The organism is Actinoplanes sp. NPDC051405, assembly GCF_055586185.1.
The window spans coordinates 624,631-638,820 of sequence record NZ_JBVJIR010000002.1; the positions used below are offsets into that span (position 1 = coordinate 624,631).

At 71.1% G+C, this 14,190-nt stretch carries 12 protein-coding genes; 7 read left to right on the plus strand and 5 right to left on the minus strand.

Translation table 11 applies throughout. The features are described 5' to 3' along the window. The first annotated feature begins 72 nt into the window (after positions 1–72). Both ACZ6S4_RS07325 and ACZ6S4_RS07330 read left to right on the plus strand, forming a co-directional pair. Positions 73–1,266, plus strand: coding sequence for an MFS transporter (locus ACZ6S4_RS07325; RefSeq protein WP_465474061.1), 1,194 nt, complete (start codon positions 73–75; stop codon positions 1,264–1,266). Next, a complete protein-coding gene (locus ACZ6S4_RS07330) occupies positions 1,263–1,931 on the plus strand; it encodes an HAD family hydrolase (RefSeq protein ID WP_465474062.1) in 669 nt (222 codons plus the stop codon). Before ACZ6S4_RS07325 ends, ACZ6S4_RS07330 begins: the two co-directional genes overlap by 4 nt. On the opposite strand, the gene ACZ6S4_RS07335 is transcribed toward ACZ6S4_RS07330, so the two are convergent. Then, positions 1,906–3,837, minus strand: coding sequence for an L-lactate permease (locus ACZ6S4_RS07335; protein ID WP_465474063.1), 1,932 nt, complete (start codon positions 3,835–3,837; stop codon positions 1,906–1,908). The two genes, ACZ6S4_RS07330 and ACZ6S4_RS07335, sit on opposite strands and share 26 nt — an antisense overlap. Before the next feature lie 332 nt (positions 3,838–4,169). Here ACZ6S4_RS07335 and ACZ6S4_RS07340 point away from each other — a divergent pair, with 332 nt between their 5' ends. Beyond that, positions 4,170–4,730 (plus strand): GNAT family N-acetyltransferase, encoded by a 561-nt coding sequence (locus ACZ6S4_RS07340; RefSeq protein ID WP_360543235.1) that lies wholly within the window; start codon positions 4,170–4,172, stop codon positions 4,728–4,730. A 241-nt stretch (positions 4,731–4,971) separates the two neighbouring features. Here ACZ6S4_RS07340 and ACZ6S4_RS07345 read toward each other — a convergent pair whose 3' ends face one another. Then, positions 4,972–6,504: an APC family permease gene (locus ACZ6S4_RS07345; RefSeq protein ID WP_465474064.1), complete on the minus strand. Its 1,533-nt coding sequence runs from the start codon at positions 6,502–6,504 to the stop codon at positions 4,972–4,974. A 62-nt stretch (positions 6,505–6,566) separates the two neighbouring features. Continuing rightward, positions 6,567–7,205, minus strand: coding sequence for a GOLPH3/VPS74 family protein (locus ACZ6S4_RS07350; protein ID WP_465474065.1), 639 nt, complete (start codon positions 7,203–7,205; stop codon positions 6,567–6,569). Positions 7,206–7,423: 218 nt separating this feature from the next. Here ACZ6S4_RS07350 and ACZ6S4_RS07355 point away from each other — a divergent pair, with 218 nt between their 5' ends. The 3 genes from ACZ6S4_RS07355 (at position 7,424) to ACZ6S4_RS07365 (ending at position 10,008) form a co-directional block, all read left to right on the plus strand. Next, the gene (locus tag ACZ6S4_RS07355; protein WP_465474066.1) at positions 7,424–8,272 is read left to right on the plus strand and encodes a helix-turn-helix domain-containing protein; all 849 of its coding nucleotides are present in this window, start codon (positions 7,424–7,426) and stop codon (positions 8,270–8,272) included. 75 nt (positions 8,273–8,347) lie between these two features. Continuing rightward, positions 8,348–8,563, plus strand: a complete 216-nt coding sequence (locus ACZ6S4_RS07360) for a DUF397 domain-containing protein (RefSeq protein WP_360543243.1) — start codon at positions 8,348–8,350, stop codon at positions 8,561–8,563. Between the two features lie 392 nt (positions 8,564–8,955). Next, entirely contained in the window at positions 8,956–10,008 is a 1,053-nt protein-coding gene (locus tag ACZ6S4_RS07365; RefSeq protein WP_465474148.1) for a type III PLP-dependent enzyme domain-containing protein, read from the plus strand. Positions 10,009–10,015: 7 nt separating this feature from the next. On the opposite strand, the gene ACZ6S4_RS07370 is transcribed toward ACZ6S4_RS07365, so the two are convergent. Both ACZ6S4_RS07370 and ACZ6S4_RS07375 read right to left on the minus strand, forming a co-directional pair. Further along, positions 10,016–10,621: a hypothetical protein gene (locus ACZ6S4_RS07370; protein ID WP_465474067.1), complete on the minus strand. Its 606-nt coding sequence runs from the start codon at positions 10,619–10,621 to the stop codon at positions 10,016–10,018. Between the two features lie 195 nt (positions 10,622–10,816). Beyond that, a complete protein-coding gene (locus ACZ6S4_RS07375; RefSeq protein ID WP_465474068.1) occupies positions 10,817–11,623 on the minus strand; it encodes an SAM-dependent methyltransferase in 807 nt (268 codons plus the stop codon). 116 nt (positions 11,624–11,739) lie between these two features. Here ACZ6S4_RS07375 and ACZ6S4_RS07380 point away from each other — a divergent pair, with 116 nt between their 5' ends. Next, the gene (locus tag ACZ6S4_RS07380; protein ID WP_465474069.1) at positions 11,740–14,070 is read left to right on the plus strand and encodes a PAS domain S-box protein; all 2,331 of its coding nucleotides are present in this window, start codon (positions 11,740–11,742) and stop codon (positions 14,068–14,070) included. Positions 14,071–14,190 lie beyond the last annotated feature (120 nt).

A 14,190-nucleotide genomic window follows, 5' to 3' on the forward strand; every position in this document is an offset into this window, starting at 1 on the left:
CTTCGCTCCCTGACGCAGCCCCGGCACCGGCGCGTCCAGCACCATTCCTCATCGCACAGGGAGCGATGTGTCATGTCCGCTGTCAGTTCCTCCCCGCCCCGGGTCCGCGCGGTGCTGCGCGCGCCGCAGGTCTCCCGGGTGCTGCTCGCCAGCCAGATCGGCCGCCTGCCTCTGGCCTCCGGCCCCCTCGCCCTGCTGCTGTTCGCCCGCCAGTCACTGAGCCTGACCGCCGCCGGGCTGCTGGTGGCGGCGTACACGGCGGCGATGGCGGTGAGCGCCCCCCTGCTGGCCCGCACGGTCGACCGCTGGCGTCAGCCGCCGGTGCTGTGGGCCTCGGCGCTGGTGTCCGGCGCCGGTTTCATCCTCGTCGCGGTGGGCGGGGACCGCGTTCCGGTGGCCGCCGTCGGGGCGGCGCTGGCCGGGCTCGGCACCCCGCCGCTGGAGGCGTGCCTGCGCGCGCTGTGGCCGGACCTGCTGGCCCCGGACGTGGTCCCCGCGGCGTACGCCCTGGACATCGCCGTCCAGGAAGTGATCTTCGTGGTCGGCCCGCTGACCACGGTCGCGGCCGTGGCGCTGGGTGGCCCGACCGCCGGCCTGCTCACCGCGGCCGCGCTGCAACTCGCGGGCACCGCCGTGTTCGCGCTGACGCCGGCAGTGCGCTCGTGGCGCGGGGTCCCGGCCGTACGGCACTGGGCCGGACCGCTGCGCTCGCACCGGCTGGCGTTGATGCTGGTCGGAGTGCTCTGCGTGGGCCTGGCCTTCGGCAGCATCCCGGTGGCGCTGACCGGCTACGCCGAGGCCGCGGGGGCCCGGTCGCTGAGCGGCTGGCTGCTCGCCGCCCAGGCGGCCGGGGCGCTGATCGGCGGCCTGCTCTACACCCGGGCCCGGCCCGGTGGACCGGTCCGGCTGCCATTGCTCGCCGCCGCGCTGACGGCCGGCTTCCTGCCGTTGCTGGTCACGCCGCGACCGGCGGTGATGGCGGTGCTGCTGGCCGTCAGCGGCCTGGCCCTGCCCCCGTTGCTCACGGCGGTGTTCCTCGCGGCCGACCGGCTCGCCCCGCCGGGCACGGTCGCCGAGGCGTTCGCCTGGGTGGCGACGGCCTTCGCGGTCGGCAGCGCGATCGGTTCGGCGGCGGCCGGTCCCCTGGTCGCTACCGGCATCCGGTACGGCTTCACCCTCGCGCCCCTGGCCGCGCTGGTCTGCGTCGCGGTGCTGACCGTCGTGTACCGGGCCGGCTCGGCCCCGGCCCGGGCGGCCGGCGCGTGACCGGCCACATCGTGTGGGACTGGAACGGCACGGTCTTCGGTGACAGCCGGGCGCTGATCGACGCGACCATCGACGCCTTCGCCGCGTGCGGCCTGCCCGCCGTCACCCGCGCGGCCTACCAGCGACACCACACCCAGCCGATCACCACGTTCTACGAGCGGCTCGCCGGCCGGCCACTGACGGACGACGAGCAACGACGGCTCGACGAGTGCTTCCGCGCCGCGTACGCCCGGCACCGCACGGCCGTGACCCTCACCGCCGACGCGATCGACGCGTTCTCCCGGTGGACGGCCGCCGGCGGCCGGCAGTCGCTGCTCTCGATGTATCCGCATGAGCAGCTCGTCCCGCTGATCGCCGCCGCGGGCATCGGCCACCATTTCACCCGCGTCGACGGCAGCGCCGGCCGGGACCTGGCCCACAAGGCCCCGCATCTGCGCCGGCACCTGCAGGAGCAGGGCATCGCGGCACACCGGGCGGTCGTCGTCGGGGACAGCCTCGACGACGCCCGCGCGGCCCGCGAGTGCGGCGTCCGGTGCGTGCTCTACCACCCGGGCGAGGACGCCCTGCACGCCCGCGACCACTTCGCCGACGCCGGTGTACCGGTCGTGGCGACGCTGACGGCCGCGGTGGAGCTGCTGCTCAGCCGCCCGGCACCATCCAGCTGAGCACGGGCGTGCCCTGCAGCGTGACCAGGACACACATGACCAGCAGCAACGCCAGGCTCCAGCCGACCACCTTGCGGAAGATGTCACCCTCCCGCCCGGCCATGCCGACGGCGGACGCGGCGATCGCCAGGTTCTGCGGACTGATCATCTTGCCCAGCACACCACCGGAGGAGTTCGCGGCGGCGAGCAGCACCGGATCGAGCCCGGCGCGGGCCGCGGTCTCCACCTGCAGGGCGCCGAAGAGGGCGTTCGCCGAGGTGTCGGAACCGGTCACCGCCACCCCGATCCAGCCCAGGATCGAGGACAGGAAGATGAACAGCCCACCGGCCTGCGCCAGGAACTCCCCGAGCGTGTTGGTCTGGCCGGACTGGTTGAGCACGTAGGCCAGTGCCAGCACCGCCATCACGGTGACGATGGCGTGCCGGAGCTCCACATAGGTGTCGGCGTAGGCCCGCAGGGCCCGGCCGGGCCGGATCCGCAGCACCACCGCGGTCAGGATGCCGGCCAGGATCATCAGGGTGCCCGCGGCGCCGAGCCAGCCCAGGGTGAAGGTGGTCGAGGCCAGCGGTTTGCCGTTGGTGCCGATGATGTGCAATCCCGGCCAGCCGAAGGTGACCGTCCACGGCCGCCCGGCCAGGGCCGACTTGACCGCCCCGATGTTCGCGATCGAGAAGGTCACGATGATGATCAGGTACGGGGCGTACGCGCGGGCGATCTCGGTCCCGCTGTCGCGCCGGGCCAGACCGGCGTCGGCGCCGGCCCGGGCCGGCTCCCTGTCCGCCCCGCCGGGCCTGCTTCCCGGCGCCGCACCCGCTGATGCCGGCTCGTCACCGCCACGGGCCGTCGCCGGCACGGGCACACCACTCCGCGATGCCGCGCCGCGGCCCGGGTCGGTGCCTGGCGGCGCCGCGGCCCGGGCCGGCTCGGCCCCCGGATGCGCGGAATTGGGGGCCGGCTCGTTGCCCGCCATGGCGGGCCCGTCACCGGCGCGGGCGGCCTGCTCGGTGGCGGCCGGCTCGGCCGCGGGCTGCGGGGCGCGCAGGTCCGGGGACTCGGCCGGGCGCCAGAACCGCAGCAGCAGCACCACCGCGGCCGCGGCCAGCAGCGACGCGATGATGTCGGTCAGCGGCACCGAGATGTAGTTCGAGGCCACGAACTGCCCGACGGCGAAGACCACCCCGGCGACCATGGCCGCCGGCCAGGTCTGCCGGACCCCGCGACGGCCGTCGATCACCGCGACCAGGACCAGCGGTACGACCACAGCCAGCAGCGGGGTCTGCCGGCCCACCATGGCCCCCAGGGTGTCGGCGTTGAGCCGGGGGTCGTCCACGGCGCCCGAGGTGACCGTGCCCAGGGTGACGATCGGGGTGGCGAGCGCGCCGAAGGCCACCGGGGCCGTGTTCGCGATCAGGGCTACCGAGGCCGCGCGCAGCGGCGGGAAGCCCAGGGCCATCAGCATGACCACGGTGACCGCCACCGGCGTACCGAATCCGGCCAGCGCCTCCAGCAGGGCGCCGAAGCAGAAGGCGACGATGACCGCCTGGATCCGCATGTCCGGGCTGAGCCGGGCCATCGAGCGGCGCAGCACGTCGAAGTGTCCGCTGGCCACGGTGAGGTTGTAGACCCAGATCGCGTTCAGCACGATCCACAGGATGGGGAAGAAGCCGAAGGCGGCTCCCTCGGAGGCGGACAGCAGCGCCTGCCCGACCGGCATCGCATAGACCGCGACGGCGACCACGAGGGCGACGACGAGCGCGATGATCCCGGCGAGCCAGGCCCGCATGCGCAGAGCGCCGAGCAGAATGAACAGGGTGAGCAGCGGCAGGGCCGCGAACAGGGCCGAGAGCGCCAGGGAATTGCCGGCGGGATCGGTCACGATCGTGAACTGGTCCGACATGGCAGCCATCCAGGCTCGTCAATGGTTGGCACCACAATCTAACGCTTGTGGCGCGCCCGTGACATGGTGGACAGCGGCGAGCGGGCCGCCGTCACCCGCGCGCGGGGCAACGACGGCCCGGCCGGTCGCCCGGGGCGTGTCCTTTGTGCAACGTGCACCGAGTACATGACCTTGACGTGCCAAAATCGTCGATCCGGGCACGGGAGGGCCGAAATCTATGCTCACCGCCTGTTGCTTCCGCGTCACCCTCCGTACTCTGTTGGTCAAATAGCCATCGATCAACTTCAGTGGTGTGAGGGCGTCGATGGTCACCCGACCGGCAGCATTGCGGGGAGCACAGCATGGTCATCAAAATTGTCGATCAGATCAACGACGACGAGCTCGCCGAAGCGGCCTGGCAGTTGTACTACGCCGCATTCAATGAGCTGAACGCGATGGCGGTGCAGCGGCACCTGATGTACCGCCACGAATTCGACGAGGTCATGAACGACACGCGGGTCCAGAAGTACCTCTGCCTGACCGATGACGGGACCCTGTGCGGTCTGGCGACGTACACCAGAGACCTCGAGGCGGTACCGCTGATCGCGCCGCAGTACTTCGAGCGCCATTGGCCCGAGCACTATGCGGGCAAGCGGATCTGGTACATCGGGTTCGTCGCGGTTCACCCCAAGTCCCAGGGCCGGCACATGTTCCGGCAGCTCGTCGAGCAGTTGTACGTCACCGCGGCCACCCAGAACGGGCTCGTCGGCATCGACATCTGCTCCTACAACGACGAGGTGCTGAACTTCTCGCACATCTTCCGGTCCATGGTGGAGCGGCTCACCGACAACATGCGCTTCCAGCGGATCGACCAGCAGTCCTACTGGCTCTACGATTTCAGCGCGGAAGCCGCGGCGGCCTGAGGGTCCCCCGACATCACGCCATAGGCATCTCCTTCGCACGAGCCGGGCGGGCCGACGCTCCGCCGCGGCGCTGCCGATACCCCGGAGCTGTCAACTTCGAGGTGCGCCGCAGGGAACGTCCGCCGGCCCGCTACCACCGTCCGGCCGGGCGCCACGGAGTCACCGGTCCGTGGCTCCCGGCCGTCGTCGGTCATCTGAGCGATCTCCTTCCGTCGCCTGGTCTCCTTTCGTGTGCCTGGGTTCAGTAGTGGTATCCGCGGGCCCCCACCGGTTCATGTGACCCTTTGGTCGACGGAGGCCCTTCCGGTAACGCGATGGTGCGGCCGTCCACGCCCCGGCCGATGGCCGCGTACGCCTCGGGCCGCGCGGCCCGCATGACCAGCGCCCAGCCGACGCCGATCGCCGCGACCCCGCAGTAGAGCACCGGGACCAGCCACTGGAACGGCGAGTCGCCGGAGACCTGCAGGAGCTCGCCGAACCCGATGATGGTGATCCCGAGCACGGCGCTGAGCAGCAGGAAGGCGATCAGCGGGGCGATCTGCGAGCGCCAGACGTTCTCCTTGCCACGGTTGCGCACGAAGAACGCGAGCACCGCGAACGACGCGCTCCACATCAGGAACAGCACCCCGAGGCCGCCGATCGTGGTCAGCCAGGCGAACACATAGAACAGTGGTTCCAGACCGGCGACGGCGTAGGCCGAGAGCACCGCGACCGCCAGCACGCTCTGGGTGATCGAGCCGAGCAAAGGCGCACCCGTACGCGGGTGCGTCCGTCCCCACGCCGCGGGCAGCACACCCTCACGCCCGAGGGCGAACTGGTAGCGGGCCACGGCGGCGTGGAACGCCAGCAGGGCGGCGAAGACGCTGGTCATGAACAGGATGTAGCCGATGTCGACCAGGATGCCCGGCACATGCGGCGCCACCAGCTCGAAGACCATGTCCGTACGGTTGGCCTGGGCCGCCGCCACCACCCCGCTGGGCCCGGTGGTCACCGACATCGCCCACGCCGACAGGCCGCAGAGCAGGCCGGCGAGGATGACGGCCAGGTGGGTGGCCCGGGCGATCGTCCGCTTCGGGTCCTTGGCCTCCTCGGACAGCACGACGGTGGCCTCGAAGCCGACGAAGCCGGCGATGGCGAGCACCAGCATCGGCCCGACGTCCGCGGTGAACAACGGCCCCGGGTTCAGGGTGGCGAAGCTGACGCTGCCGCCGGCCGGGTTGGCGATCATCACCACGTCGTAGATCAGCACGACGCTGATCTCGGCGATCAGCAGGACGGCCAGCACCTTGCCGCTGAGGTCGACCCAGAGCAGGCCCAGCACCGACACGACCGCCCAGGCCGCCAGCGCGCAGGCGAACCAGCCGACCTTGAGCCCGAACGCCGCCAGGATGTCGGAAGCCGCCGAGCCGAACAGCCCGAACAGCCCGATCTGCATGAGCGAGTACGCCGGCAGCGCCACGAACGCCGCCCCGACCCCGGCCAGCCGCCCCAGCCCATGGCTGATGTACGCGTAGAAGGCGCCGGAGTTCACGATGTGCCGGCTCATGGCCACGAAGCCCACCGTGAAGATGGACAGGATGCCGGCGGTGACCAGGTAGACCACGGGCACCGCGGTGTTGCCGATGATCGCGTAGATGGCGGAGATCGCGCCGATGATGACGGTCAGCGGGGCAGCCCCGGCCACCCCGAAGAAGACCACCGACGGGACACCGAGCCGGTTGCGCGCCAGTGCGCTGGAGATGATGTCCGGCTCAGCGGGGTCCTTACGCGCCATCAACAGCCTCCCGGCCCATTGATCGAAGTTGTCCTGGCGGCGGTGGTGCCGCCCGCGAGAGCTCACCGACGGCCGACGGCGAGAACCGACCCGACGCTGGCCTCGGTGTGCTCGATGAGCTGGCGCAGGTCCTCGGGCAGGGAAGCCACTGTGTTCGGCAGGACGGAGAACGCGGACCGGTGCGCCTCGAAGTCCCAGAGCACGTGGCGGGTCAGACCGGTGGCGGCGATGAGGCCGGCCAGCACCCGGTCGGTGATGGACATGTCCAGGCCACGGACCAGGATGTTGGCCAGCCGCATGGGAGCCCAGGCCGCGGCGTTGCGCTGCAGCTCGTTGTTGGGCATGTAGAAGGTCTGGGTGCTCAGCATCCGCCGCCGGGTCACCGACTCCACCGCACCGGAGCGTTCGAGGCGCTCCCCGACCCGTACCGCCGCGTCCTGCGACAGGTAGGCAAGCCACGTCCGCACGTCGCGATGCTGCGGCTGGGCGATGAGGAGGTCGAGGACGGCGTGGTCGAGCCCGTCGCGCGGAGGTTGGTTGCTCACGATCTCCAGATCGCCCGCGAAGATCCGGAGTTTGTTGTCGAGGATGAGCTCGCCCAGCAGCGACGCGGCCAATCCGATGCCGGTGGCCCGTGGATGCAGCCGCGAACGGCCGGTCCGGTCCTCGTGAGCGATCAAATAGAACTGGTCAGCCAGCACGCCGCCACTCCCTAGAACATCGACCTGAGATTCGTCAGGGACAACTGCCTGTATAGACCGCACTAACTCCCTGTCCGGTGCATCATGTACCCGGCGCTAAGGTCAACACAAGAAGTACTAGACTCGGAATCACGTCGTGATGTTTTTGCCGGAGGATGGATCCGGCGCGAGGCGTGGATGTCAAAGTAATCCCATTCCCGAGGACCGAGGGGGCGGCAGTGTCCACTGACGAGGGCCCGACACTGCGACGGCGCCGATTGGGCGCGGAATTGAAGCGCTGCCGCGAGGAAGCCGGCCTGACCCAGGAGACCGTCGGCCGCCATTTCGAGTGGCACGCGGCCAAGGTGACCAGGATCGAGACCGCGCGCGTGGCGGTGACCGCCCGCGACGTCAAGGACCTGCTGACCCTCTACGGCGTGCAGGACGAGAACTACCGCGAGGCGCTCATGGCGCTGGCCCGGATGTCGCGCGAGCGCACGTGGTGGACGGACTACCGCGACATCATGCGGCCGGGCAACTTCGTGGGCCTGGAGGCGGAGGCCTCGACCCTGCTGGCCTGGGAACCCATCGTTCTGCCGGGTCTACTGCAGACGGAGGCCTACATGCGCGCGCTGATGCGTACGGGCCGCGCACAGGACCCGCCGCAGCTGGTGGACCGGCGGGTCGCGCTGCGGCTCAAGCGGCAGGGCCGGCTGCGGGCTACGAATCCACTGGAACTCCTCGCCCTCGTCGACGAATCCGTGGTGCGACGGGTCATCGGCGGCCCGGATGTCATGGACGAGCAGTTGCAGCACCTGATTGAAACCGCGCAATTACCCACGGTGACGTTGAAGATTCTCCCGTTCGATGCCGGCGAACATCCCTTCCTGGGCGGCTCAGCAGCACTTTTGGCGTTCCGGGAGACCACTCATTTGGATGTAGTTTACCTAGAGGGTCTTGCGGGCGACTACTACGAAGAGCAACATTCAGAGGTCGCCCGCTACCGTGACGAGTTCGAGCGACTGAGCGCCAAAGCCCTCGATCCCCGCTTGTCCATCAAGATGATCGAGGGCCTGCTTCGCGGATAGGCCGGTACGACCGAATGCCTGCACGAACCCGTGCAGGGGAGAACTACAACCGCATATTGAAGGGAGGTGCTTGGCATGCCTGCGCACCATCTCGACGCTGCTGTGTGGAAGAAGTCCAGTCGCAGCAACGGAAACGGTGGCAACAACTGTGTCGAGGTCGCATTCCTCGACACAGTTGTCGCCGTACGCGACAGCAAGAACCCTACGGGTCCAGCTCTCATCTTCAACCCGTCGGACTGGACCGAGTTTGTTCACTCGGCAAAGGACGGCGAGTTCGATAACAACAGATGAGAGGTTACCGATAGGTGCGTGACGATGGGAAGTGGTCAATCAATGTCAACTTCCCGAACGGCAAGATCCGTTTCAAGATAGTGAAACGTCTGCGCCGGCTGAATCGTTGCGCACGATCGGGACCTTGAGGTAACGCCGGATCGGGGCGCCCCAGACGGGGCGCCCCGAATCTGTGTAATGGGCCTTGACCTGCGCAAACTCCGCTGTGGACAGATCCGGCGGCGAGCGCGGTATTCACCGGGAGCACCCCCGAGGTGTACGCTGAGCAGCGGAGCTGTCACCCAGCGTGAAGGGGTTCCCCGTTGCGCACTTTTCCTCCCGGCCCCGCGGTAGCCGATCCGCCGGCCGGTCTGCAAGGCCCTCCCTCCGTTTCCGGCGTGCCTGTCCTCGAGATGAAATCCGCGCGTATAGCCGCTGCCGTCGAAGAATTCAAGAACGCATTCCCGAACGTCCGTCCATTCTTCGCGACCAAATGCAATACCGACCCCGGGGTGCTGCGCGTGCTGCACGCCGCGGGCGCCCGTTTCGAGGTCGCCTCGGTGGACGAAGTGGGCATTCTGCGGTCGCTGGGCGTCCGCGGACAGGATCTGCTCTTCAGCAATCCGGTACGAGCCCGCGAACAGACCCGCGGGGCCGCCCGCGCCGGCGTCTACCGGTTCTCGGTGGACTCGCTCGACGAACTGGAGCGGGTGGCCGAGGAAGCCCCCGGGAGCTGCGTCTACGCTCGGCTGTCCACCGGCGACCGGGCCAGCCTGGTGCCCAGCGAGGGCAAGTTCGGTGTGGACGTGCCCGGGGCGATCGAGCTGCTGGTCCGCGCGCGCACGCTCGGGCTGGTGCCGTACGGGATCACCTTCCACATCGGGTCGCAGTCGCTGACCCCGGCCGCGCTCACCGGGCCGCTGGAGGACGTGCACACCGTCCTGGCCAGACTCGTCAGCCACGGCATCCGGCTGCAGATGGTCGACATCGGCGGCGGGTTCCCGGCTGTCTACGACGAGCCGGTGCCCGCACTGGCGGCGTTCGGTCGCGCCGCCGCGGCCGGCATCGCGCAGCTGCCGTACCCGGTGGAGGTCTTCGCCGAACCGGGCCGGTGCCTGGTCGCCGAGGCCGGGACCTTCCGCTGCCGGGTCATCGGGGTCGCACGCCGGCCGTCGGGCTGGTGGGTGCACACCGACCTGGGCGTCTTCAACGGGATGATGGAGGTGCTCGAGTCCAGTGGGGAGCTGCGCTACCCGATCTGGGACGCGCGCGGCTCGGCGGCCCGGCGAAGCTGGCACATCACCGGCCCGACCTGCGACGGCCAGGACACGTACGCCCGCGACGTACCCCTGTCGGCGGACCTGCGTGAGGGTGACGAGCTGTTCATCGGATCCGCCGGTGCCTACACGACCGTGTACGCGTCCCGTTTCAACGGCTTCGCCAAGCCGCACGTGGTGCTGACCTGAGCTCGGCTCAGGCGCAGCGACGCAGGTGGGCGCGGATGTCTGCGGGCACCTCGGCGCAGGCGCCGGCGATCGTGTGCCAGGTCTCGGTCAGCTGCGAGTAGCGGAAGACCACCGTCGCCGGGTCGGCGTCGTGGGGCCGGGTGCGGGCCAGGGCGTAGTTGTCGTAGCAGTCGACGTCGGCCAGCGCGCCGATGCTGGTGGCGAGATGCTGGTGGCGGTCGCTGGCGCGCAGGGCGTCGAGCAGGAGCGGCGCGGTCACCGGGCAGCCGTCGTCGACGGGGCGGCCCTTCACCTGCCCGGGGACTGGCGTACCGACCGGCACACCGGTCGGCTCGACGGCCGGCGGAGGCGGCGGGACGCCATCGGCCGAGCCGGCGGGCGAGGACGGCAGGATGCCCTCGGCGGCCGGCAGAATGCCCTCGGCGGCCGGCGGGATGCTCCCGGCGGCCGGCGGGATGCTCCCGGCGGCCGGTGGGCCGGAGCTGTGCCGGCCGGCCAGGGCCACCGGTACGCCGACGGCCAGGACCGCCGCGGCCGCGCCCAGCACGGCAGCGAGCCGGCGCCGCCCGGAGAAGCTGCCGGTTCGACGCTGCGGCTCGACATCCTCGGCCACGGGCTGATCCCTCCGCACAGGCGCGCCGGCGCGGCTTGATCAACCGGCTGTGACGGCGCCGATGCAGACTACCCTGGCCCGGAGAGGCCGCCGGCCGGGCACTCAGGTCCGGACGAACACCCCGCCCGGGCACTCAGGTCCGGACGAACACCCCGCCCGGGCACTCAGGTCCGGACGAACACCCCGCCCGGGCACTCAGGTCCGGAGGAACACGCCGGCCAGGGTCGCGTACGAGGCCGGGTCCGGCACCGGCGCTGTGCCGGGGTCCGGGTGCCACTCGGGGCCGTGCACGATGCCCGGCGCGACCGGGGTCCAGCCCTCCAGCAGGGCGGCCAGACCCGGCCGGTCGCGCATGACCAGCGGCGTACCGGTGCGGTGGTAGAGATCCGTGAAGCGTTCGAGCTGTTCGTGGCGGGAGCCGGCGGTGGCGTGCGTGACCGCGAGGACGCTGCCCGGTGCCACGGCGTCGTGGTAGTGCCGCAGCGCCCCGGTCAGCTCCGGCCCGTCCGGCAGGAAGTGCAGCACCGCCACCATCAGCACGCACACCGGCTCGGTGAGGTCGAGCACGGCCCGCAGCGCCGGATCGCCGAGCAGTTCCCGGCTGCGCCGCAGGTCGGCCTGGAGCACGGCCGTACCCGGATGGTCGCCGAGGATCGCCCGGGCGTGCAGCACCGCGGTCGGCTCCCGGTCGACGTAGGCGACCCGGGCGTCCGGGTGGACCGTCCGCGCGATCTCGTGCACGGGGTCCGCCGTCGGGATGCCCGCGCCGAGATCGAGGAACTGCCGGATGCCACGGCCCGCGGCGAACCGGACGGCCCGGCCGAGGAAGGCCCGGTTCGCCCGGGCGATCAGTGGGACCTCGGGCACCAGCTCGACAGCGCGGTCGGCGACCACCCGGTCGGCGGCGAAGTTGTGGGTGCCGCCGAGGAAGTAGTCGTACATCCGGGCCGGGCTGGGCCGGTTCGGATCGATCCCGGCGGGAAGCGGCGCCGGCTCAACCATGTCGCCTCCCGAAGTTCGAGCGATTCGACAAACATCGCCCCTTTTGCCGGAAATGATTTTACGTTGGGTGTCGCGCGTGCGGGTGGTGAACCGGGCGCCGGGTGGACGGGGGGACTGTGGAGCCGCTGGAGTCCCTGACCGGCCTGCTGGTGCAGGAGGCGCCCGACGCCGTCATCATCGTCCGCTCCGACGGCACGATCGCCCTGGCCAACCGGCGGGCGCACGGCATGTTCGGCTATCCCGAGCGGACCCTGCCGGGCCGGTCGGTGGACGAGCTCGTACCGGACGAGATCCGGGCCGTGCACCCGCAGCACCGGACCGGCTACCTGGCCAGCGCCCATCCCCCGCTGCGCCGCCTGCCGCTGCGCGGCCGGCGGTGCGACGGCAGCGTCTTCCCCGTCGAGGTGTCGCTGGCGGCGGTGGCCGCGCCCGGCGGCGAGATGTACGTGACCGCGGTGCTCCGCGACGACACCGCGCACCGGGAGGCCGAGCAGGCCCGGGCGCTGCTGGCCTCGATCGTCCAGTCGTCGCACGACGCCATCGTCACCACCGACCTGGACGGCGTGGTGCTGACCTGGAACCCGGGGGCGGAACTGCTCTACGGCCATCCCGCCGCCGAGATGGTCGGCTCCCCGGTGCACCGGATCATCCCCGCGGACCGGCGCGTCGACGAGGACGAGGTGCTGGCGCTGGTGCGCCTCGGCGGCCGGCTGGACCGGTACCGCACCTACCGGCTGCACGCCGACGGATCGGCGATCGCGGTGTCGCTGCTGGTCTCCCCGCTGCGCGACGCCACCGGCACGATCGTCGGCGTGACCACCACGGCCCGCGACATCAGCGACCGGGAACAGGCCGAGGCGCGGGTGCAGGCCGTGCTCGACGCGGCCCCGGACGCGCTGCTGGGCGTGGACGCCGACGGTCACGTGGTGCTGGTCAACGCCGAGGCGGAACGGATGTTCGGCTATCCCCGGCACGACCTCACCCACATGGCCGTACGGCGGCTGCTGCCCGACGGCCTGCCCGCGGCCTCGACCCTCCTGCGTACCGGGGGCGACTCCACCCCGCTGGACACCGAGCGGCTCACCGGCGCCATCCAGGGCTCGACCACACAGGGCTGGGCCACCCGGATCGCCCGTCGCCGCGACGGTGGCGACCTGCCGGTTGACATCTCCTGCAGCGCCCTGGACACCGGCGACGGGCTGATCGTGGTGGCCGCCGTCCGCGACATCACCGACCGGCTCGCCGTCGAGGCCGAACAGCAGGCCCTGCGCGCGGAGGCCGAGCAGCAGAAGATGGAGGCCCGCTTCCAGCGCACCCAGCGGCTGGAGAGCCTGGGACAGCTCGCCGGCGGGGTCGCGCACGACTTCAACAACCTGCTCGCCGTCATCCTCAACTACGCCGCGTTCATCGTCGAGGACGGCGCCGGCACGCCGTTCGCCCAGGACGCCGAGCAGATCGCCCGGGCCGCCCGGCGCGGCAGCGACCTGACCCACCAGCTGCTGTCCTTCGCCCGCCGCGAGGTGATCCGCCCGCGGGCGCTGGACGTCAACACCGTGGTCACCGAGGTGCACCAGATGCTGCAGCGCTCGATCGGCGAGCACATCACGCTGGCCGTGCAGACCGCGGACGGCCTGCCCGCCGTGATGGCCGACCCGGGACAGCTGGAACAGGTGCTGGTCAACCTCGCGGTCAACGCCCGCGACGCGATGCCGGGCGGTGGCCACCTCACCATCGACACGGCGGCTGTGTCGGTCGACGCCGACCACGCCGCCGGCCGCGCGGGCCTGAGCCCGGGCCGCTACGTGCGCCTGCGGGTGTCGGACACCGGTACGGGGATGGGAAAGGACGTCATCGACAAGGCCTTCGACCCGTTCTTCACCACCAAGCCCAGCGGCCAGGGCACCGGGCTGGGCCTGGCCACCGTCTACGGCATCATCACCCAGGCCGGCGGCACGGTGCAGATCTACTCCGAGACCGGCCTGGGCACCACGATCACGGTGCTGATGCCGGTCACCGACGCGGCGGTGGCGGCCGGGTCCAGCCAGCCGCCACCCGTGGTCGTCGACGGTCACGGGATCACCGTCCTGGTCGTCGAGGACGAGGACGCGCTGCGCGAGGTGACCGAACGCATCCTGCGCAGGGCCGGCTACACCGTGCTGACCGCGGCCGACGGCGTGCAGGCGCTGCGGCGCGCCAAGGCGTACCCGCACCGGATCGACCTGCTGCTCACCGACGTGATCATGCCGGGCATGCTGGGCAAGGACGTGGCCGCGGCGGTGGTGGCCGAACGCCCGGACACCCGGGTGCTGTTCATGTCCGGGTACGCCCAGCCGGTGCTGACCACGCACGGCACGCTCAGCGCCGACGTGCACCTGCTGGAGAAGCCGTTCACCAGCGCCGAGCTGATGGAGGCCATGCAGGTGCAGCTGCGCCACCGCACCCGCTGAAACCCCGTGGCGGGGTACCCCCACGATCCCTCCCGTGCCGGTGCCCGGCGGGCTGTCGAACGAGCTGTGGCGCGTGGTCACCGGGCGCGGGCCGTACGCGGTCAAGCGGATGGTCACCAA